The 21,076-nt window shown below is 64.6% G+C and carries 21 protein-coding genes and 1 tRNA gene; 10 read left to right on the forward strand and 12 right to left on the reverse strand.

Translation table 11 applies throughout. The features are described from left to right. Positions 1-37 precede the first annotated feature (37 nt). From gmd to AC4PTB_RS07750, 6 genes are read right to left on the reverse strand one after another with little or no spacing between them, the layout of a single operon-like run. A complete protein-coding gene (gene gmd / locus AC4PTB_RS07725; protein WP_492192433.1) occupies positions 38-1,156 on the reverse strand; it encodes a GDP-mannose 4,6-dehydratase in 1,119 nt (372 codons plus the stop codon). Then, positions 1,153-2,382, reverse strand: coding sequence for a glycosyltransferase family 4 protein (locus AC4PTB_RS07730; RefSeq protein WP_492192434.1), 1,230 nt, complete (start codon positions 2,380-2,382; stop codon positions 1,153-1,155). Before AC4PTB_RS07730 ends, gmd begins: the two co-directional genes overlap by 4 nt. A gap of 43 nt (positions 2,383-2,425) precedes the next feature. After that, positions 2,426-3,235 carry an NAD-dependent epimerase/dehydratase family protein gene (locus AC4PTB_RS07735; RefSeq protein ID WP_492192435.1) on the reverse strand — a complete coding sequence of 270 codons (810 nt, stop codon included), beginning with the start codon at positions 3,233-3,235 and terminating at the stop codon, positions 2,426-2,428. A gap of 42 nt (positions 3,236-3,277) precedes the next feature. Then, positions 3,278-3,415, reverse strand: coding sequence for a hypothetical protein (locus tag AC4PTB_RS07740; protein WP_492192436.1), 138 nt, complete (start codon positions 3,413-3,415; stop codon positions 3,278-3,280). A gap of 34 nt (positions 3,416-3,449) precedes the next feature. Then, positions 3,450-4,883: a mannose-1-phosphate guanylyltransferase/mannose-6-phosphate isomerase gene (locus AC4PTB_RS07745; protein WP_492192437.1), complete on the reverse strand. Its 1,434-nt coding sequence runs from the start codon at positions 4,881-4,883 to the stop codon at positions 3,450-3,452. A 58-nt stretch (positions 4,884-4,941) separates the two neighbouring features. Then, positions 4,942-6,342, reverse strand: a complete 1,401-nt coding sequence (locus AC4PTB_RS07750) for a phosphomannomutase (protein ID WP_492192438.1) — start codon at positions 6,340-6,342, stop codon at positions 4,942-4,944. A 219-nt stretch (positions 6,343-6,561) separates the two neighbouring features. Here AC4PTB_RS07750 and AC4PTB_RS07755 point away from each other — a divergent pair. Beyond that, positions 6,562-6,644 (forward strand) — tRNA-Leu (locus AC4PTB_RS07755). Between the two features lie 82 nt (positions 6,645-6,726). Here the strand turns inward: AC4PTB_RS07755 and AC4PTB_RS07760 are convergent. Continuing rightward, on the reverse strand, positions 6,727-7,749 hold the full coding sequence (locus AC4PTB_RS07760; RefSeq protein WP_492192439.1) for a site-specific integrase: 1,023 nt from the start codon (positions 7,747-7,749) through the stop codon (positions 6,727-6,729). 126 nt (positions 7,750-7,875) lie between these two features. Here AC4PTB_RS07760 and AC4PTB_RS07765 point away from each other — a divergent pair, with 126 nt between their 5' ends. Next, on the forward strand, positions 7,876-8,445 hold the full coding sequence (locus AC4PTB_RS07765) for a M41 family metallopeptidase (protein ID WP_492192440.1): 570 nt from the start codon (positions 7,876-7,878) through the stop codon (positions 8,443-8,445). Positions 8,446-8,615: 170 nt separating this feature from the next. Here AC4PTB_RS07765 and AC4PTB_RS07770 read toward each other — a convergent pair whose 3' ends face one another. From AC4PTB_RS07770 to AC4PTB_RS07790, 5 genes are all read right to left on the reverse strand, one after another. After that, the gene (locus AC4PTB_RS07770; protein WP_492192441.1) at positions 8,616-10,280 is read right to left on the reverse strand and encodes a PHA/PHB synthase family protein; all 1,665 of its coding nucleotides are present in this window, start codon (positions 10,278-10,280) and stop codon (positions 8,616-8,618) included. Positions 10,281-10,600: 320 nt separating this feature from the next. Continuing rightward, entirely contained in the window at positions 10,601-11,188 is a 588-nt protein-coding gene (locus AC4PTB_RS07775; protein WP_492192442.1) for an ATPase, read from the reverse strand. Beyond that, positions 11,185-11,541: a TA system antitoxin ParD family protein gene (locus AC4PTB_RS07780; RefSeq protein WP_492192443.1), complete on the reverse strand. Its 357-nt coding sequence runs from the start codon at positions 11,539-11,541 to the stop codon at positions 11,185-11,187. The genes AC4PTB_RS07775 and AC4PTB_RS07780 overlap by 4 nt, the downstream gene beginning before the upstream one ends. Before the next feature lie 372 nt (positions 11,542-11,913). Further along, positions 11,914-12,768 (reverse strand): NAD(P)H-hydrate dehydratase, encoded by an 855-nt coding sequence (locus AC4PTB_RS07785; RefSeq protein ID WP_492192444.1) that lies wholly within the window; start codon positions 12,766-12,768, stop codon positions 11,914-11,916. A 67-nt stretch (positions 12,769-12,835) separates the two neighbouring features. Beyond that, complete coding sequence (locus tag AC4PTB_RS07790; protein ID WP_492192445.1) at positions 12,836-13,447, reverse strand: NAD(P)H-hydrate epimerase; 612 nt, start codon at positions 13,445-13,447, stop codon at positions 12,836-12,838. Between the two features lie 195 nt (positions 13,448-13,642). On the opposite strand from AC4PTB_RS07790, the gene AC4PTB_RS07795 reads away from it, so the two are divergent. From AC4PTB_RS07795 to mltG, 8 genes are all read left to right on the forward strand, one after another. After that, complete coding sequence (locus AC4PTB_RS07795; RefSeq protein ID WP_013067397.1) at positions 13,643-13,981, forward strand: P-II family nitrogen regulator; 339 nt, start codon at positions 13,643-13,645, stop codon at positions 13,979-13,981. A gap of 60 nt (positions 13,982-14,041) precedes the next feature. Further along, a complete protein-coding gene (glnA, locus tag AC4PTB_RS07800; protein WP_492192446.1) occupies positions 14,042-15,451 on the forward strand; it encodes a type I glutamate--ammonia ligase in 1,410 nt (469 codons plus the stop codon). A 217-nt stretch (positions 15,452-15,668) separates the two neighbouring features. Then, the gene (gene fabD, locus AC4PTB_RS07805; RefSeq protein WP_492192447.1) at positions 15,669-16,598 is read left to right on the forward strand and encodes an ACP S-malonyltransferase; all 930 of its coding nucleotides are present in this window, start codon (positions 15,669-15,671) and stop codon (positions 16,596-16,598) included. A gap of 124 nt (positions 16,599-16,722) precedes the next feature. Then, on the forward strand, positions 16,723-17,460 hold the full coding sequence (gene fabG / locus AC4PTB_RS07810; RefSeq protein WP_492192448.1) for a 3-oxoacyl-ACP reductase FabG: 738 nt from the start codon (positions 16,723-16,725) through the stop codon (positions 17,458-17,460). A gap of 202 nt (positions 17,461-17,662) precedes the next feature. Beyond that, positions 17,663-17,896, forward strand: a complete 234-nt coding sequence (locus AC4PTB_RS07815; RefSeq protein ID WP_013067402.1) for an acyl carrier protein — start codon at positions 17,663-17,665, stop codon at positions 17,894-17,896. A 67-nt stretch (positions 17,897-17,963) separates the two neighbouring features. Then, on the forward strand, positions 17,964-18,515 hold the full coding sequence (gene thpR, locus AC4PTB_RS07820; protein WP_492192449.1) for an RNA 2',3'-cyclic phosphodiesterase: 552 nt from the start codon (positions 17,964-17,966) through the stop codon (positions 18,513-18,515). A gap of 98 nt (positions 18,516-18,613) precedes the next feature. Then, positions 18,614-19,876, forward strand: coding sequence for a beta-ketoacyl-ACP synthase II (gene fabF / locus AC4PTB_RS07825; RefSeq protein ID WP_492192450.1), 1,263 nt, complete (start codon positions 18,614-18,616; stop codon positions 19,874-19,876). Further along, on the forward strand, positions 19,876-21,045 hold the full coding sequence (mltG, locus tag AC4PTB_RS07830; protein ID WP_492192603.1) for an endolytic transglycosylase MltG: 1,170 nt from the start codon (positions 19,876-19,878) through the stop codon (positions 21,043-21,045). The genes fabF and mltG overlap by 1 nt, the downstream gene beginning before the upstream one ends. Positions 21,046-21,076 lie beyond the last annotated feature (31 nt).

Raw genomic sequence — 21,076 nt, forward strand, 5'->3', positions numbered from 1 at the left:
CCCTGCCATTCAAAGCGCAGATGATGCGCTGCCGTCCTTACCCCTCCACGCTCACCGGCACATCCAGCCCATGCGCCTTGAGCAGTTTCAGCCGTTTCGCCGCCTTCAGATCCTCGACCACCATCTCAGAACACATCTCCTGCGCGGTGATTTCCGGCTCCCAGCCCAGCTTCTGCTTCGCTTTCGCCGGATCGCCCAAGAGCGTCTCCACCTCGGCGGGGCGGAAATAGCGCGGGTCAATGCGCATCACCACATCGCCCACTTTCAGCGCCGGGGCCTTGTCGCCCTCGATCGCGGTGACGGTGGCGATTTCACTCACGCCCTCGCCGCTGAACTCCAGCGTCAGGCCCAGTTCCGCCGCCGTCCAGCGGATGAACTCGCGCACCGAATATTGCTTGCCGGTGGCGATGACGAAATCCTCGGCCGTGTCCTGCTGCAGCATCATCCACTGCATCCGCACATAGTCCTTGGCATGGCCCCAGTCGCGCAGGCTGTCGATGTTGCCCATGTACAGGCAGGGTTCCAGCCCCTGGGCGATATTGCACAGGCCCCGGGTGATCTTGCGGGTGACGAAGGTCTCGCCGCGGCGCGGGGACTCGTGGTTGAACAGGACGCCGTTGCAGGCATACATGCCATAGCTCTCGCGGTAGTTCACCGTGATCCAGTAGGCATAGAGCTTGGCCACCGCATAGGGGCTGCGCGGATAGAAGGGCGTCGTCTCGCGCTGCGGGATTTCCTGGACCAGGCCGTAAAGCTCGGAGGTGGAGGCCTGATAGAAGCGGGTCTTGCTTTCCAGCCCCAGAAACCGGATCGCCTCCAGCAGACGCAGCGTGCCGATGCCATCGACATCGGCGGTGTATTCGGGCGCCTCGAAGCTGACGGCCACATGCGACTGCGCGCCAAGGTTGTAGACCTCGTCCGGCTCCACCTCGCGCAGGATGCGCGTCAGGTTCGAGGTGTCGGTCAGATCGCCGTAATGCAGCTTGAACCGGGCATTGTCGACATGCGGGTCTTCATAGATGTGATCGACCCGCGCAGTGTTGAACAGCGAGGCGCGGCGTTTGATCCCATGCACCTCATAGCCTTTTTCCAAAAGGAATTCAGCCAGATAGGACCCGTCTTGCCCGGTGATCCCCGTAATCAGCGCTTTTTTCATTTTTGTTTTCCCGGTTGGTCACTGCGCTTTTTAACTTGCGCGATCAGATATTCGAATTGATCCAGAATTGTTTCACGGTTCATATGGGTCTGGATAAAGGCTTGGCCATTGCGTCCCATCTGAAGCTGCCGGTCTGGATCCCCAAGAAGGTTCGTGACGGCATCGAAGAGAGCCGCATCATCCCCGGGCGGCACACATAAACCTGCGCCAGAGCGCGCGGCAAGCATGTCAAGCGGGCTGCCCGGCTGCGCGATACAGATGAAGGGCCGCCCTGCAGCCATGATCGAGAACAGTTTGGAAGGGAGCGCATAATTCGCGACATTGGCTGCTTGCGGGACGAGGTGAATATTCGCCGCCTGCAAGGCCGCCGTAAACTCGTCTGCAGGAACCAATGGCAGGAACTGCACGTTGGATATGCCGCGCGCCCGAACCTCCTCTGCAATCCTCTCTCGCTCTGACCCGTCCCCCCGCATCACGACGTCAACGTTGATTGCGCTGTCGGAAAGGCTCTTGAGCAGCGGCAGCAACTGGTCAATGTTCTGCTTCTTGCCGAAATTCCCGGAGTATAGCAGGCTCGGACGTGTCTTCGGGTCAATCGGGACCTCCGGTGCAACTTTTCCCCAGATCGAGATCACCTCGATGGGGCGGTTGCAGCCGATGTCACGCAATTCCTCAGCCATGCCTTCGGTTAAAACGACCACGCGGGCGGCAAAATTCAGCCCGATCCTTTCGACAAGTCGCATCACCTGCAGCATCCCGCTGCTGCGGGTTATTCCGAGAGAGCTCGCCAAGCCGCTTTCGATGTCATGCACCACAGCCAGAATGGGGGCCCGGGTCAGCAGTTGCACCGCTTTTGCACCGTAAAGCGTCAAGACGCTGGGCACATAGGCGACAATGACATCGGTCTTGCGAAAACGAAATGTGAGGGCACCTTTGAGCATATGGGCCAAGAAACGGAGATCGTTCTTGATCCTGTCCTTGAAGCCTCCGGCACCGCGCGCGTTGACGGCGACCCGTTCTATCCGCACACCCGACTCGGTTTCTTGATCCCGTGCGCCATCAGCCCACGCACTGAAGGGTTCAATTGACGGATAATGTGGACGAAATGCGACCGCACGCACCTCATGACCACTTTCCGCAAGGTGGAATGCCAAGTCGGTACAGTATGGGGCGGAACCGATTTCTTCGGGCCAAAAATATGGCGCCAGATACAGGATCTTGGTCATGTTTGTGCGCCCCAGGCGGAGTAGCTTCTATGGTTTGCAGGCATCACAAGAACTTCCCGTTCCCTTGCGCCCGCCATTCCCGCAGGCCGGCTTCAAGCCGGTCCCGGGTGGCAAGCCCCACCTGTTCCGCCCAGCCGGGCAGGATATTGGTCGAGACCATCAGCTTTTCGATACGCTCGGGATGGATGCCAAGCCCCGTTGCGGAAATAGGACGCAACAGCCCCGCCACGGTCTTGAGCGCCGCCGCCGGAACCAGCTTTGTGCGCGCCTTCGGAAAAGCCACCTTGCGGAAGGTCTCGACGATTTCTTCGATCGTGTAGCGGTTGGAGAAGGCGCCGTTGAACAGGATGTAACGCTCCGGTCGCCCTGCCGCTTCCAGCATCCAATCAAGCAGGTCGCCGACATAGATGCAGGATTTGATCGTGTCGCGGCGTCCCGGATACAGAAAAATCCCCCTGCTCAGCATCTTGGCAAGGCGGGTGAAGTTGCCACCCTCGCCCAGACCAAAGACCACGGCCGGGCGTGCGATCACCAGCTTTCGCACCGGATCAGCCTGCACCCAATCGTGGTGGATTTCCTCGGCCATCCGCTTGGAACGACCGTAATCCGATGTCGGGGCAGGGGGCGTCGTTTCATCCTTGGCGATCTCGTTGGGGCCATAGACCGAGATCGAACTGGTGAAGACGATCTGGCGGGTGCCATGCCGCTGCGCGAAACGCGCAATCTGGATCGCGCCGTTCACGTTGGTGCCGTAATATTCCCAAGGTTCGTGGCCCGGCGTCGTATGGACCGCCGCGAGGTTGAAAATCAACGGCACCGCGCCATCGAGATGCAGCCCAGACAGGTCGCGCACATCGGCGATCCGATAGTCGACGCCGGTAACCGGACGTTTTGGTTAGCGGATGTCGATGCTGACGACCTTCTTCGCCCCCATCGAGCGCAGCCGCTGCATCAGATGCGTGCCGATGAAACCGGCCCCCCCAAAGACGACCAGGGTCTCTTCAAGGGACTCTGTCAGTAGGCTGCCGGTCATTGTGTGATCCCCCCGAGATCGCTCATGTCTGCCCTCATCCCTTCGCCCCCTGGCCGCGGGCATAGACATCGTCATAGCGCACGATGTCGTCCGCGCCCAGATAGGCCCCGGTCTGCACCTCGATCATCACCATCGGCAGCTTGCCCGGGTTCTCCATCCGGTGCACCGAGCCGAGGGGCACATAGACCGACTGGTTTTCCGTCACCAGTCGCACGGTGTCATCCACCGTCACCCTGGCCGTGCCCTGCACCACGATCCAGTGTTCCGCGCGGTGGTGATGGCTTTGCAGGCTCAGGCTGGCGCCCGGATGCACGACGATGCGCTTGACCTGAAACCGCGGCCCCAGCGCCAGCGTTTCGAAATAGCCCCAGGGGCGGTGATCCTTCGGGAATTGCACCGCCTGCGCCGCCTTGCGGGCCTTCAGCGCATCGACGGCCTTCTTCACCTCCTGCGCGCGGGACATGTCGGCGACCAGAACCGCATCATTCATCGCCACGGCGATGATGTTCTTCAAACCGATGCCGACCAGCTCCACCCCCTCGCTTTCCGAGCGCAACAGGCTGTCCTGGCACTCGATCGCGGTGGCGCCCTCCGAGGTCGCCACCCCCGCGCTGTCCTGCGTCTGTGCCGCCCAGACCGCATCCCAGCCGCCAAGGTCGGACCATGCGCCGCTGAAGGGCACGGCGGCGAGGTTCGGCGCCCGCTCCATCACTGCATAATCAAGCGAAATCTCGGGCGCCTTCGCCCAGGGCCCGGGGGCAAGGCGCAGAAAGCCCAGATCGGCGCGGGCATCGTCGACGGCGGCGCGGACCGGGGCCAGAACCTCGGGGGCATGGGCTTCGAAAGCGGCGATCATGTCGGCGGCGCGGAACAGGAAGATCCCGGCATTCCAGAGGAAATTCCCCGCCGCCAGCATCGCCTCGGCCCGGGCGAGGTCGGGCTTTTCGACAAAGCGGGTCAAGGCTACCGGCGCACCCTCGGCCCCGGGCGGCACTGAGAGTTCCAGATAGCCATAGCCGGTTTCCGGGCGCGAGGGCGTGATGCCGAAGGTGACGATCTGGCCTGCCGCCACCGCCGCCATGCCGCGCCTCACCGCCGCGCGGAACGCTGCCGCGTCGGGGATGGCGTGATCGGAGGGGGCGACCAGCAGCACCGCCTCGGGGTCCTTCTCGATCACATGCAGCGCGGCGGCCAGCACGGCGGGGGCGGTGTTGCGCCCCTCGGGTTCGATCAGGATCGCGCCCGGATCAATGCCGATCTCGGCCAGTTGTTCGGTGACGATGAAACGGAAATCGCTGTTCGTCAGCACCAGCGGCGCGGCAAATTCCGGCCCGCACAGACGCAGCGCCGAGGCCTGAAACAGCGTCTGATCCCCCAGAAGCGGTACGAATTGTTTCGGATAACTCTTACGCGACAACGGCCAAAGGCGGGTGCCGGAGCCGCCGCACAGAATCGTCGGATAGATCATCGAATAGCCCCCTTGGGAATGCAGGGACGGAAGCACAAATGCCGCAGTGCCGCAAATGTTAATTGGGAATTAACTTAACCGCCACGGCGGCCATCACCGACTTGAGCAGATTTTCGGCATCCGCGGCGGTGTCGGCCTCGGTATAGATGCGAAACTCGGGCGCATTGCCGGAGGGGCGCAGATGCACGATCCGGCCGCCCGCGAGGCCCATCCGCAGCCCGTCGGTGCGATCAAGCGACTCCTCCCGGCCAAAAGGCGCCAGAAAGGCCGCCCGTGCCGCGGCATCGCCGGACAGATGCGCCAGAAAGGCTGCGCTCGCCTCGGTCGGGGTGTCGGTCAGCCGGTCGGCGGCGGTGACCCGGGCGGGCAGGGCCGCCACCAGATCGGCCAGGCTGACGCCCGCGCGTTTCGCCGCCACAAGCGGCGCCAGCATCGGCAGCACCGCATCGCGGGTCATCAGCGCGGGCAGGGGGCCTGCCGGTCCCGTCGCGGCAAAGCCGAGCAGAAACCCGCCATTCGCCTCGAAGCCCACCACCTGCGCGGCGGGGTCCTGCGCCAGCGCCGCCTCCATCGCCGCGATGACAAAGGGCGAGCCGATCCTGGTTCGGATGACGGTTTCAAACTCGGGCATCAGCTCGACCATCGAATTCGACGAGACCGGGGTGCAGATCACCTTGGCGCCCAGAAGCCGCGCGCAAAGCACCCCCAGCACGTCGCCCGCGATCACCCGGCCCGTCGCATCGGCCAGCATCGGCCGGTCGGCGTCGCCATCGGTGGACAAGATCGCATCCAGCCGATGCGTCGCGCCCCAACCGGCCAGCTGCGCCCGGGTCTCGGGATCGACCGCCTCGGTATCGACGGGAATGAACCTGTCCGACCGCGCCAGCCGGATCACCGTGGCGCCAAGCGCCGCAAGGATGTCGTGCAGAACATCCCGCGCCACCGAGGAATGTTCGTAAAGCCCCAGCCGCAGCCCCGAAAGCGCCCCGGCACCAAAGCCAGTCACCGCGCGCGAAAGATAAGCCCGGCCCGCGTCCGGCAAAAGCTGCAGCGGACCGGGGGCAGGGGCCGGAGATGCCGTTCCCAGCGCCGCCAGAATCGCCGCCTCGTCCGCCTTGGAAATTTCGCCCGTGGGCAGATAGAATTTCAACCCGTTGCGATCGGCGGGAATGTGGCTGCCCGTCACCATCACCGCCGCCGCCCCGGCCGCCATCGCCACCTGCGCCAGAGCGGGCGTCGGCAGCGCGCCGCAATCGGTGACGGCCAGCCCCGCCGCCCGTGCCGCGGCGATCACATCCGCGGCGATGCGCGGCGAGGAGGGGCGCAGATCCTGCCCGACGAACAGCCCGGTCCCGGTCGGGCAGGCGGCGACAAAGGCCGCGACATGAGCGCCGACCAGATCGGGCGTCAACTCGACCACCAGACCGCGCAGACCGCTTGTTCCGAATTTCGGTGCCATGGACTTTCCTTTCGTCGGTTGCGTCCTTTTAACCAGCCGGTTCCGCCGCTGTCGAGGGTGCGGGCTGCGGGCCGGGGCGCGATCCGCGGCGCGCTGCGGCCGCTTCAAACCGCCGCCTGTTCCGCCATCCCCAGATTTCGGCGTGCTCGCCGCTATTTTGACCGCAGTCCTGTTGCCCCCTACACAGGGGCCGCGCGAGTTGCTAAAAGCGGTGGCAGTGCGGGTGTGGCGAAATTGGTAGACGCACCAGATTTAGGTTCTGGCGCCTTGGCGTGGGGGTTCGAGTCCCTTCACCCGCACCATCTTGAAAACACTGGTCCTTTTCGGCCCGGCCCTTTCTTCCCCGGTGACCTTCGCTCCGGTTTCGCACTTGGTTTCGCACTTTCACGTTCTGTGCTTGTTCTGTTCGCGGCGCTGCTGCGCCTCCTTCGACGCCCGTTTCTGGCTTGCCTGAGCCCGGTATTTCGCGACCATCGCAAGGGTCTTGTGCCCGGTGACGGCCTGGATCTCGGCATCAGAGCACCCGGCCTCGGCCAGTTCCTTGGCCGCCGTGTAGCGCCAGCCGTGTTGCACGAGGCGTTCCTCACCCGTCCTCGCGCCGATCTTGTCGCGCACCAGTTCGGCCTCGCGCTGCGCCTGCCGCTTGCCAATGTGCTCGGTCAAGTTCTTGGCGAGGATATGCCGTCCGGTCTTGGGCAGGGCTTTCAGATAGGATCTCAGCCGCTCGGGACAGAAGACCTCAATCTTGGCGCCGGTCTTCTCTTGCACGACGCGCATGAATTCACCGTCGAAGTCGGCCCATTCCATCGCGACGCAATCCCCGATGCGCTGGCCGGTGCCGATCATCAACTCATAGATCGTCCGCGCGGTCGTGAGATTATGTTCCTCGCAATACCGCTCATAGGCGCGCAACTTGTCTTCCGGCCAAGCGGCATATTCGCCCCCTTTCAGCTTGGGGATGTCTTCGACGGGGTTTCGCTCGATCCATTCCAGATCGACCGCATGGCGGCACAGGATCGACAGTACCGCGATCCTTTCGTTCGCCTTTGACCATGTGTCTTGCAAAGCATTGCGAACCGCCAACGCATCCTTGCGCCGAAAGGCCCGCATGTCCTTGGCCCCGTTCTTTTCGCGGATCGCTTCGCAATGGCGCCGGTAGTTCGCTTGCGTGCCCTTGCTCAAGGAACGAAAGCTGGGCGACGAATAGTAGCTGACAATCAGCTTGTCCCATGTCGTCTTGGCCGGAGCGTTCCGCTTGCCGCTGCGACAGGCCCAATACTCGCGGAAGAAATCCTCGGAATCGGGGTTAGAGGGCAAACGACGACGGAACTTCCCTTTTCGGAAATAGATGTAGTCTCGCCCCTTGACGGTCTTGAACTCGAGGTATGGCAGGTCAGGTCGTCTCACGGCTCGAACTCCTCATGCTCGACATTCGTGCCATGAAGTGCAGCATCGAGACCCGTCACGATCGGGCAGCTACACGCCGCAGCAGACAAACTGGCGCCGCGTCTCGACCCGGGTCTCGATCATCGAATGGCGGTTCATGAGGCGGGACACGTGCTGGCGGGCTACCTGCTGCGGCGCCCGATGCCGATCTCGGTGCGTCTGACATCGCAGGGCGGCGCCGTGATCAGCCCCAGGCAGCAGTTTCACACGATCGATACCGCATCTGCGGAACTCACGTTTTTGTTGAGCGGGCGGATGGCGGAGATCCTCGTTTTTGGCGATGTGTCGAGTGGCGCGGGCGAAGGCCCGCAAAGTGATCTTGCCCAGGCAACGCGCCTCGCCATGCAACTTGAGCGGCAATGGCATCTGTCTGACGATGGTCTGGCCTGGTTTGACGTCGATGCCTCTGCGCTATTGCTGGCAGATCCGCGGCTGCAGGGCCGCGTGGAATCGCGCCTTCGGGCGGCAGAGACCGAGGCGATGCATCTTCTGTCGCAAAATTTCAAATATATTCATCGCCTTGCGAGGGTTCTTCTGCGCGAGAGGGAACTTGATGCCAACTGGATCCGTCGCATTCTGGCCGGAATCGACCACGAAGAACGACCCGAGGTCGGAGCAGAAATCATTCCGTTCCCGCTGCTGCCCAAGGAGGATTGACTGACAAAAGCAGGACACCGCATCGGTCATGACTTCGCACGGTGGCTTCGTCAGGGGAAAGCCCCGGCGTCCGCCCGGTGTCTGATCCCGCATTTCCCAGGCCTGAATGACAGAGCTGGCCTTCGGAAGGCGCGGACACCCGGTCTTTTGCATGGCGAGGCCTGCCACGTTCACGTCTGGAACACATAAGACCCCGGCGCCGCCTCGAGCGCGGGCAGACCGAATTGGGGGGCCCCAAGCTCTGCGCGTCCCGTCACCACGCCGCTGCTCTGTCCCGAAAGCCAGCCCGCCCATTCCGGCCACCATGAGCCCGACCTTTCGGCACTGGTCTCCAGCCAGTCATCAGGCCCGACATAGAAGGCCCCTTCTGGCCGGTGCGAGACGCGGTAACGGTTGCGCGGATTACCCGGTTCGTTCACGATTCCACTGTTGTGGCCGCCGCTGGACAGGACGAAGGTCACGTCGCAATCGGTGAAAAGCTGCGTCTTGTAGACCGATCGCCAAGGCGCGATGTGGTCTGTCTCGGTCGCCACGACGAACATCGGCGTCGCAATGTCCTTGAGCGCGATCACCCGCCCCTCGACGGCGAAACGCCCCGCGGTCAGACGATTTTCGAGAAACAGCCCCCGCAGATATTCCGAATGCATCCGCGCGGGCATCCGCGTGGTGTCGGCCAGCCAAACGCCCATGTCGGTATGCACCTCCTGACGCCCCAGCCAGTAGCGTTGCACCGCCCGCGACCAGATCAGATCCTCGGACCGGATCGCCGAAAAGGTGCCCGCCATCTGCGGCCGGTCCAGATAGCCCTGATCCCACATCATGTCCTCGAGAAAGGCCACCTGGCTTTCGTCGACGAACAGCAGCAACTCGCCCGCCTCGGCGAAATCAACCTGAGCCGCCATCAGCGTGATCGAGGCCAGCCGGTCATCCCGATCCCGCGCCATGGTGGCCGCCGCAATGGCCAGGATCGTGCCGCCAAGACAGTATCCCACGGCATGAACCTTGCGGTCCGGCACGATGGCGGTGACGGCCGCCAGCGCCGCCATCACGCCATCCTTGCGATAATCCTCCAGCGACAGTTCCGCCTGTTCGGCCGTGGGATTGCACCACGAGATCGCGAACACCGTGAAGCCCTGTCCGACAAGGTAATTCACCATCGAATTCCGGGGCGACAGGTCAAGAATGTAGTATTTCATGATCCAGGCCGGAATGATGAGGATCGGCTCCGCCTGAACCTCGGCGGTCCGGGGCGCATACTGGATCAGTTCGAACAGCGCGTTGCGAAACACCACCCGACCCGGCGTGCAGGCCAGATCCTCGCCGACCCTGTAGCCCTCCGGGGCAGGATCGCGGGTCTGGGTCAGGGTCTTGATCGCGTCATGCACGAAATTGACGGCCCCTTCGGCCAGATTGCGCCCCTGCGACTGGACGGTGGTCTCGAGGATCTCGGGGTTCAGGGCCGGAAAGTTCGAGGGCGACATCACGTCAAGCGTCTGGCGAGCCATGAAACGGGTGCGGTCGGCATCCTCGGGCCGCAGACCGCGCAGATGGTCGGTCGCAAAATCCCACCAATCCTGCGCGGCCAGAAAGGACTGCTGCCACAGGCTGAAGGGCGGCTTCTGCCAGCCGGGGTGGCGAAAACGGTGATCGAAGGGCTTGGGAGCGAAGGGCGGCGTCTCCTCGCCCTGCGCGCCTGAAAGATGCGACATCAGCCTGAACATGTTGCGCTGTGCGCGTTCGATCAGCTCGAGCTGACGGCCCGGAGCCTGGCTCATGTGCTGCGCCCAATCTGTCCAGGCTTCGATGAAGGAATGGGTAGAAATGCCTGCGCTCATCCGGGCCCTGGCGGCGCGCGCAGCCCGGTCAAGGTTCTGGTGCGGATGATCCAAACCGAAGTCCGACCGATCGGACGCTCGTGTGACGGGGGCGACCGGACCCGTTGGCACGACCGGCGCAGACAGATCCTTGGGCATCGAGGACGGACCACGGGGCGATTTTGTCATCTGCCAACCTCCCGATCAAGAACCGCGAAGCACAAACCATGCCGCTGACCGACATGCCCAGTTTCTCCGAGGCCAGAACGTTCGGACCATCCTATGCATGCCCGGCGCCCCGCGCCATGATCGAGCGCAAGTCCGCAGAACGAACGCCCCTCTCAGAAAACCAGATCGGCGGCATAGCCGGAGAGAACCCAGTCCGGCAGCAGCGCCTCGGCCCGAGCAAGACGTCCGGCGGCAAACAGCAGAACCAGACGCGGGGGCTGGTTCAGGCGGGAGTTGTCAAAAACCATGCCCCGGTCGGCCTGCAGCACGGCTTCCCGGATCAGCGGTTGGCCGCGCGTGTAGCGGTCACGGATCTTCGCTTCGGGCACATCATGGCCGCCCTCCTCGGTGCGGGCGCGCACGCGGGCAACGGACAGATCCGGGTCCTCCACCCCCACATGCATGACAATCACCATGTAACCGCGCGCCTGCGCCTCGGTGATGATCGCAAGCTTCGAGGGGTGCGAAAAGACCGTCTCCGTCGCGAAACTCCGCTTGGCCGCCAGCAGTTCTGCCCGGCGCTCGGCCGCGATCTCGGCGGCGCGATAGGAGGCTTGCATCGACAGGTCCCGCAGCTCGTCGCGCTGGATGAGGTCGGCATTGATGAAGGGCCCGGCAAAGCTCGGCGCGACACGGGTCTGATAGAGCGTGGATTTCCCCGCCCCGTTCGGACCGGCAAGCAGGACGAGAGCGGGCCTCATCTTGCCGCGTCAGGCCCGGCATGAACAAGATTTCCGGCCGCATCAAGGCCAACCCCCCGACCCAGCTGGCGCCGCTCGGCGAAGAAGGCCTGTTCCGTCGATGCGGGGGCGGACATCTTTTCCGTAAAGGCATCAAGCCAGGCGATCGCCTCTTCCTCGCGCAGCTCGACCGGATCAAGGTGCCCATCCAGCGCCGCCGTCACCCGCGCATGATCATAGGCTCCGGATTGCTCGATCGCCTTGCCAAGGCGGAGCCAATGGGTGATCTGACCCGCCACGGAGCGGCTGTGCAGATCTGCCTCGCGCCGAACGGCGGCCATGACGTCATCGGCAAGCTTCACGGATTGAGCCATCGGGTCCTCCCTGCTTCAGGAAAGGTAGCATTTTGCCACCCGAAAATCAAGGATGGCGACCGGACGTCGTCCCGGTGGCGCGTGCCAGGCCCTGCCAGACCGGATTTCAAGCGATCCCCGCGCAGAACGGCGGTTTCGCACATTCACCTTGCGTTCCCGCTCTGTCTTGCGAAACAAAAACGCCAGTGCCTTGTTCTTCCACGCAGTTCGTGAATTTTAGGTTCTGGCGCCTTGGCGTGGGGGGGGCGAGTTCCTTCGCCCGCAAATCTTGAAAACATTTGCCCTTTTCAGCTTGGCCGCTGTTTCTCCGGCGGCCTTCGCGCAGCTCTTTTCCTGGCTCAAATACGCCCTGTCGCGGGGGCAGGCTGCGGGTCAGAGGTTCAGCGCGCGAAAGACCTTGGGCAGTTCTTCGGGCAGGTCCTCGGCGATCAGGCCGGGGCCGAAGCTCAGCGCGGCTTCGACATGCAGCCAGGCGCCGGTGCAGGCGGCCTCGAACGGGCCCAGCCCGCGCGCCATCAGCCCGGTGATGATCCCCGCCAGCACGTCGCCCGATCCGGCGGTGGCCAGCCAGGGCGCGGCGCGGGCGCCGGTGGCGCTGTGCAGCGCCGCTTCGCCCGAGGGCTGGGCGATCGCGGTTTCGGGGCCTTTCAGCAGCACCGTGCAATTGATCCGCGCCGCGGCCTGACGGGCGGCCTCGACCTGCGGCAGGGTGGCGTCCTCCAGAGCCTGGGCAAGATCGGGAAAGAGGCGGCGGAATTCGCCCAGATGCGGGGTGATCACCACCTGATCGTGCATCGCGTTGAACAGCGGGGCAGGGTCGGCGGTGAAGGCGGTCAGCGCATCGGCATCAAGCACGGTGGGACGGCGCAGCCAGAGCGCGGCGGGCACCATTTCAAGCGCCCGCGGCAGGCCCAGGCCCGGGCCGAGGCACAGCGCATTCAGCCGCGGGTCCTGAAAATGGCCGCGCAGGGAATAGGCATCGGGCAGGGCGGTCAGCATGATCGCAGTCAGCTGCGCCGCATTCTCGGCCAGGCTGATCTGCGGGCAGGCGAGCGTCACCAGCCCCGCCCCGACCCGCAGCGCGGCCCGCGCGGCCAGACGGGCGGCGCCGCCCTTGCCCGGGCTGCCGGCCAGAACCAGCGCGTGGCCGTGATCGTATTTATGCGCCGCAGGCGATTTGGCGAGGCGGGAACGCATCTCCTCGGTCAAGGTGATCTGGCGGAACATGGCCCCTCCGGCGCGGTCGTTTTTTCCAACCCTGGCACGGGAAGGTGAGAAAAGCGTGAAGATCCGCCTAAAGGCCGATCGGTTTGACGATGACGCCGATGCCCTCGGCGCGCAGCTGCGCATGCAGCGGCTTTTCGCGGTGGAAGGTGACGGCCAGCGAACAGGGCGCCGCGGGCCAGCCCGCGGCATCGGCGCGCGCATCGGCATCGCGCCCCGAGGGCAGGTCGATCGCCAGCACCGGCCGCCCCGCGCTGGCCAGCGCGGCGAAGATCGGCCCGAAACCGGTCAGCGGCCGCGTCAGGCCAAGGCCGAACAGCGCATCGACGACCAGATCGGCGCCGCTGAAATCGGGGGCGGCGGGCAGGGGGGCAATCGTGCCGATGCGCCGCCAGCGGTCGTGATTGGCGCGGGCGTCGGGGGGCAGGCGCTCGGGCTCGCCGTAAAGATACAGCGTCACCTTCCAGCCGCGCCGACGCAGCAGCCGCGCCACCACGAAGCCGTCGCCGCCATTGTTGCCCGGCCCGCACAGGATCACCGCATGGCGCATCCCCTCGGCGGGCAGGCGGAAGGCGGGCCAGGCCTCGGTGATCGCCTCGACCACCGCGGCGCCCGCGCGTTCCATCAGCGCAAGCCCGCTGGCGCGGCCGGAGGCAATGGCAGCTCTCTCAAGGCTGCGCATTTCATCACTCGTCAGGATTTCCGTCATTTGCCGCCTAAAAAGTTTACATTCCGCACAATAAATGTGCCAGCTGCCCAAATCATCATCGCCGTCCCGGGAATCCCCGGGCGCGACGCCTGCGCCAAAAGCTAGCCGATTGCGGGGCGGCGTGGAAAGTGGTGAGACGAGGGCGCAAGATCGAAAGGGGGAGTCGGCATGAAGAAGGTCGAGGCGATCATCAAGCCGTTCAAGCTCGATGAAGTGAAGGAAGCGCTTCAGGAGGCCGGAATTCAAGGGCTGAGCGTGATCGAGGTGAAGGGGTTCGGGCGGCAGAAGGGCCATACCGAGCTTTATCGCGGGGCCGAATATGTTGTCGACTTCCTGCCCAAGGTGAAGATCGAGATGGTGCTGCCCGACGAGATGGTCGATATCGCCATCGAGGCCATCGTCGGCGCCGCCCGCACCGAAAAGATCGGGGACGGGAAGATTTTCGTCTCCTCCATCGAACAGGCGATCCGCATCCGCACCGGCGAGACCGGCGAGGACGCGGTCTGAGACTTCCGGATTTCGGGCGATGGCCCGGCACCCCATGCTCAACGAAAGGGTAATTTGCAAATGAGCGCAGTCAAAAAGGCTCTTGATCTGATGAAGGCGGAGGAGGTCGAATATGTCGACATCCGCTTCTGCGACCCGCTTGGCAAGCTGCAACACGTGACGCTGGTCGTCGATCTCGTCGACGAAGACTTCTTCGAGGAAGGCTTCATGTTCGACGGCTCGTCGATCGCGGGCTGGAAGTCGATCGATCAGTCGGACATGAAACTGATCCCGGACGCCTCCTCGGTCTATATCGACCCCTTCTATGCCGAAAAGACCATGTGCGTGCATTGCAACGTGGTCGAGCCGGACACCGGCGAGGCCTATTCGCGCGACCCGCGCGGCACCGCGCTGAAGGCGGAAGCTTACCTGAAAGCCTCGGGCATCGGTGACACCGCCTATTTCGGGCCGGAAGCCGAATTCTTCATCTTCGACGACGTGCGCTACTCGGTCACCCCGGCCAAGGTCTCCTATCAGATCGACGCCGAAGCGGCGGCCTGGAACACCGATGCCGAAGTCGAGATGGGCAACCTCGCCCACCGCGCCGGCCACAAGGGCGGCTACTTCCCGGTGAACCCGGTCGATGAAGCCCAGGACCTGCGCGGCGAGATGCTCTCGACGATGAAGCGCATGGGCATGAAGGTCGACAAGCACCACCACGAAGTGGCGACCTGCCAGCACGAACTCGGGCTGATCTTCGGCGGTCTCACCGAACAGGCCGACAACATCCTGAAATACAAATACGTCATCCACAACGTCGCGCATGCCTATGGCAAGACCGTGACCTTCATGCCCAAGCCGATGAAGGGCGACAACGGCTCGGGGATGCACGTCAACATGTCGATCTGGAAAGACGGGAAGCCGCTCTTTGCCGGGGACAAATATGCGGATCTGTCGCAAGAAGCGCTCTACTTCATCGGCGGCATCCTGAAACATGCCAAGGCGCTGAACGCGCTGACCAACCCGGGCACCAACAGCTACAAGCGTCTGATCCCGGGCTTCGAGGCTCCGGTGCTGCGCGCCTATTCGGCCCGCAACCGTTCGGGCTGCGTCCGTATTCCGTGGACCGAGAGCCCGAAAGCCAAACGCGTCGAAGCCCGCTTCCCCGATCCCTCGGCGAACCCCTATCTGGCCTTCGCCGCGCTGCTGATGGCGGGTCTGGACGGCATCAAGAACAAGATCGACCCGGGTCCGGCCTCGGACAAGGATCTTTACGATCTGCCGCCGGAAGAACTGGCCGCGATCCCGACCGTCTGCGGCTCGCTGCGCGAGGCGCTGACCGAGCTCGAGAAGGATCACGACTTCCTGCTGGCCGGTGATGTCTTCACCAAGGACCAACTGGAAGGCTACATGGCGCTGAAGTGGCAGGAAGTGTATGCTTACGAGCACACCCCCCACCCGGTGGAATATCAGATGTACTATTCCTGCTGATTGGCGGGATGGTTCGGGAAAGGGCGCCCCTGGGCGCCCTTTTCTTTTGCTGCGATGCGACTGCGACTCTTTGCGTATTTGAGCCAAGGAAAAACCCGGCGCTTTTTCTTGGTTCAAATACGCCGCGGGGGTCCGGGGGCGCGAAGCCCCCGGCGCTTCCGGTTGCTCCGGACGCTGCGTCAAGTTAGAGAAGGCCAGATTTGTCAAGGAGGCGGGCATGAGCGTGGCATGGGTGTTCCCCGGTCAGGGGGCGCAGACGATCGGGATGGGCAAGGCCTTGGCCGAGGCCTATCCGGCGGCGAAGGCGGTCTTCGACGAGGTCGACGCGGCTTTGGGCGAAAAGCTGAGCGCGCTGATCTGGGAGGGCGAGATCGAGCGGCTGACGCTGACGGCGAATGCGCAACCGGCGCTGATGGCGACCTCGCTGGCCGCCGTTGCGGCGCTGAAATCGGAAGGCATCGAGGTGGGGCAGGCGGCCTTTGTCGCCGGGCACAGCCTTGGGGAATATTCGGCGCTCTGTGCGGCGGGGGCCTTGAGCCTGGCCGATACGGCGCGGCTGTTGCGCATCCGCGGGGAGGCGATGCAATCGGCGGTGCCGGTGGGCGTGGGGGCGATGGCGGCGCTGTTGGGGCTGGATTTCGCCACCGCGGCCGAGGTTGCGGCGGAGGCGGCGCAGGGCGAGGTCTGTCAGGCGGCGAATGACAATGATCCGGCGCAGGTCGTGGTGTCGGGCCACAAGGCGGCGGTCGAGCGCGCGGTCGAGATTGCCAAGGGCAAGGGCGCGAAACGGGCGGTGATGCTGCCGGTCTCTGCCCCCTTCCATTGCGCGCTGATGCAGCCTGCCGCCGACCGGATGGCCGAGGCCCTGACGGCGGTGACGGTCTGCGCGCCTGTCGTGCCGGTGGTGGCAAACGTGCGCGCCGAGGCGGTCTGCGACCCCGAGACCATTCGTCAGCTGCTGGTGGAGCAGGTCACCGGATCGGTGCGCTGGCGCGAGTCGGTGCTGTGGATGGTGGGCCAGGGCGTGAGCGATTTTTGCGAGATCGGCGCGGGCAAGGCGCTGTCGGGCATGATCAAGCGCATCGCCAAGGACACGGTGCAGAAGGCTGTCGGCACGCCCGAGGATGTGGCGGCGCTGAAAGGCTGAGGACGCTGGGGGCTTTGCGCCCCCGTTCGGCGGGGAAGCCTTCCACTGGAAGGCTTCAAAGCACCCGCCTCACCCCGCAGGATATTTATGGCAAGATGAATGCCATCGCAGGAAGGGCTTGCAGATGTTTGATCTGACTGGAAAATCGGCGCTGGTGACCGGCGCTTCGGGCGGCATTGGCGGCGAGGTGGCAAAGGCGCTTTATGCGGCCGGGGCCAAGGTGGCGCTGTCGGGGACGCGGGTCGAGCCGCTGGAGAAGCTGGCGGCGGAACTGGGCGAGCGGGCCTTTGTCTGCCCCGCCAACCTCTCGGACCCGGCCTCGGTCGAGGCGCTGCCGAAGGCGGCCCTTGAGGCGATGGGCTCTGTGGATATCCTTGTGAACAACGCCGGGATTACCCGGGATAACCTGTTCATGCGGATGTCGGACGAGGAATGGGCGAGCGTGATCGATGTCAACCTGACCGCGTCGTTCCGGCTGATGCGCGGGGTGCTGCGCGGCATGATGAAGGCGCGCTGGGGGCGGATCGTCAATATCACCTCGGTCGTCGGCCAGACCGGCAACCCGGGGCAGGGCAATTATGCCGCCGCCAAGGCGGGGCTGACCGGCATGTCGAAATCGCTGGCCTATGAGGTGGCAAGCCGCGGCATCACGGTCAACTGCGTCGCGCCCGGATTCATCGCCACGGCGATGACCGACAAGCTGAACGATGAGCAGAAGGCGAAGATCCTGACGCAGATCCCCGCCGGGCGCATGGGCGCGGCCGAGGAAATCGCCGCCGCTGTTCTCTATTTGGCCTCGCCCGAGGCGGGCTATGTCACCGGCACGACGCTGAGCGTCAACGGCGGCATGGCGATGATCTGAGGCCGCTGGTGTGACGAGTTGCCCCTGCCGCAAGGGCAGGGGCGAAAGCAAAACGGCTTGCCTTGCGGTTTGACTGTGATATGAGCGGCGGGGACGAGCGGGGGGTTCGCCTCGGCTCGCGGCAGCCCCGGCAAACCGGTGTTGAAGCCGCTCGAACGAGCACTGACAGGATGGGTTTCGGCCCCCTAAACGAGGAAGAAACATGAGCGACATCGCAGATCGCGTGAAAAAGATCGTCGTGGAGCATCTGGGCGTGGAAGAGGACAAGGTCACCGAGACCGCCTCGTTCATCGACGATCTTGGCGCCGACAGCCTTGACACCGTGGAACTGGTGATGGCTTTCGAAGAAGAATTCGGCATCGAAATCCCGGATGATGCGGCGGAAACCATCCAGACCTTTGGCGATGCGGTGAAGTTCATCACCGAAGCCGCCTGAGGCTTGCAAGCTTTCCGGCTTGACGAACGGCGCCCTTTGGGGCGTCGTTTGCATTTGGAGGGGCGCGATGCGGGTGTTTGTCGGGATCTTGCTGCCCGAGGCGCTTTGGGGCGCGGTGGCGGCGCTGCAGGCGGAGCTGGGCTGCGGGCGCCCGGTGCCCGAGGAGGCGCTGCATCTGACGCTGGTCTATCTGGGCGAGGTCGATCTGCCGGATCTGGAGCGGCTGCACGAGGCGCTGTCGGCGCTGCGCTTCGCGCCCTTCGAGGTGACGCTGGCGGGGCTTGACGTGATCGCAAGCGGCGAGCGCGGCCGGGTTCTGGCGCTGAATCTGCGGCCAAGCCCGGAGCTGGAGGCCTTGCAGGCGAAGCTGGCGCAGGCGGTGCGGCGGGCGGGGCTGGAGCTGGAGCGGCGCCGGTTTCGGCCGCATGTGACGATTGCGCGGTTCAACGCGGGGCTGGGCGAGACCCAGGCGGCGCGGCTGGGGCATCTGCTGCAGAGCCGCGGCGATGTGGTTTTACCGCTGTGGCGGGTGGGCGGTTTTGTGCTGATCCGGTCGCATCTGACGCGCGAGGGGGCGGAGTATGAGGTGCTGGCCGACTATCCCGAGCCTTTGATGTGAACGGGCGCAGGCGAAGTGACGCCTGCGGCGGCGCATGACGTTGCACGGCTTTTGCGGCCCGTGTAGAAGCGCTTAACGAAACGCGAGAGGGGTTTGCGATGCGTCGGGTTGTCGTCACGGGTCTGGGTCTGGTCACGCCGCTGGCTTGCGGGGTCGAGGAAACCTGGTCGCGGCTTCTGGCTGGTCAGTCGGGGGCGGGGCCGATCACGCGCTTTGACGCCGCCAATGTGGTGACGAAATACGCCTGCGAAGTGCCGCGCGGCGATGGCAGCGACGGCACCTTCAATCCCGATCAGTGGATGGAGCCGAAAGAGCAACGCAAGGTCGACGAGTTCATCCTGTACGGCGTCGCCGCCGCGGTGCAGGCGGTGAAGGATGCGGGCTGGGAGCCCGAGGACGAGGAAGCCCGGTGCCGCACCGGCGTGATGATCGGCTCGGGCATCGGCGGGCTGCAGACGATTGCCGAAACCGCGGTGCTGATCAAGGAGAAGGGGCCCAAGCGCGTCAGCCCGTTCTTCATCCCGGCGGCGCTGATCAACCTGGTCTCGGGGCAGGTGTCGATCCGCTTCGGCTTCAAGGGGCCGAACCATGCGGTGGTGACGGCCTGTGCGACCGGCGCCCATGCGATTGGCGATGCGGCGCGGCTGATTGCGCTTGGCGATGCCGATGTGATGGTGGCGGGGGGCGCCGAAAGCCCGATTTGCGAGATCGGCATTGCCGGGTTCAACGCCTGCAAGGCGCTCTCGACCAAGCGCGCCGACGATCCGAAAGGGGCCTCGCGGCCTTGGGATGCGGACCGCGACGGCTTTGTCATGGGCGAGGGCGCGGGTTGTGTCGTGCTTGAGGAATACGAACACGCGAAAGCGCGTGGCGCGAAGATCTATGCCGAGGTGCTGGGCTATGGCATGTCGGGCGACGCCTATCACATCACCGCGCCGTCGGAGGATGGCGATGGCGGTTTCCGGGCGATGACGGCGGCGGTGAAGCGGGCGGGGATCGATCCGGGCGAGATCGACTATATCAACGCGCATGGTACCTCGACCATGGCTGACACGATCGAGCTGGGCGCGGTCGAGCGGCTGCTGGGCGAGGCGGCCTCGAAGGCGACGATGTCCTCGACGAAATCGGCGATCGGGCATTTGCTGGGCGCGGCGGGCGCGGTCGAGGCGATCTTCTGCATTCTGGCGATCCGCGATCAGGTGGCGCCGCCGACGCTGAACCTGGACAACCCGGCGGTGGAGGCGCAGATCGACCTGGCGCCGAAGGCGGCGGTGAAGCGCAAGATCGACGTGGCGATGTCGAACAGCTTCGGCTTTGGCGGCACCAATGCGGCGCTGATCCTGGGCAAGGTGCGCGGATGATGTGGCGCAACATCGTCTCCAACTTCCTGACCTTGTTGATTGTTCTGATGGTTGTGTTGGGGGGGGTGGTGACCTGGGCGAAGCGTCAGTATGACGGGCCCGGCCCGCTGGCGGCGGGGATGTGTCTGCGCGTCGAACCCGGCGCGAAGTTTCGCGACGTGTCGGAAACGCTGAAGGAAAAGGGCGCGATTTCATCGGCTTATATCTTTCGCGCCGGGGCCGATTACGAAAAGAAGTCGGGCAGGCTGAAGGTGGGGTCCTATCTGATCGCGCCGGGGGCCTCGATGGCGGGGATTGTCGATCAGATCACCGCGGGCGGGCCGTCGAGCTGCGGCACCGAGCTGAATTACCGCATCGGGGTGAATGGCCGGCAGATGATCCTGCGCGCGCTGGACCCGGCGGTGGGCGATTATGTCGAGGTGGCGAAATTCGATCCGAAGCTGGAGCCGGCGCCGGAGGGCTTTGCCGGGCAGGCGGCGCAGTCGGATGTGCGGCTGCGGGTGACGCTGGCCGAGGGCGTGACCAGCTGGCAGGTGGTCGAGGCGCTGAAATCGGCCGATTTCCTGACTGGCGAGGTGGCGAAGCTGCCGCCCGAGGGGAGCCTTTCGCCCGACAGCTACGAGATGAAGCGCGGCGCGAAGCGGGCGGATCTGATCGCCGAGATGACCGAGCGGCAAAAGGCGGTTCTGGCCGAGGCTTGGGCGGCGCGGGCGCCGGGGCTGCCCTACAAGACGCCCGAGGAGGCGCTGGTGATGGCCTCGCTTGTCGAAAAGGAAACCGGCGTCGCCGCGGAGCGCGCCAGGGTGGCGAGTGTCTTCGTCAACCGGCTGGCGCAGGGGATGCGGCTGCAGACCGATCCGGCGGTGATCTATGGCGTGACCAAGGGGCAGGGCGTGCTGGGGCGCGGTTTGCGGCAATCGGAGTTGCGGCGTGAGACGCCCTATAACACCTATGTCATCGACGGGCTGCCGCCGGGGCCGATCTGCAACCCGGGGGCAGAGGCGATCCGCGCGGCGCTGAACCCTGATTCGACGAAATACCTGTATTTCGTGGCGGATGGCACCGGCGGGCATGCCTTTGCCGAGACGATCACCGAGCATAACCGGAACGTCGCGCGCTGGCGGGAGATCGAAAAGACCCAAAAGCCGGTCGCAAGTGACGGAAACTGAAGGAAAACCCCGGCACTGTCCGGGGTTTTTG

This window comes from Rhodobacter sp. 4.3.4 (assembly GCF_058724655.1).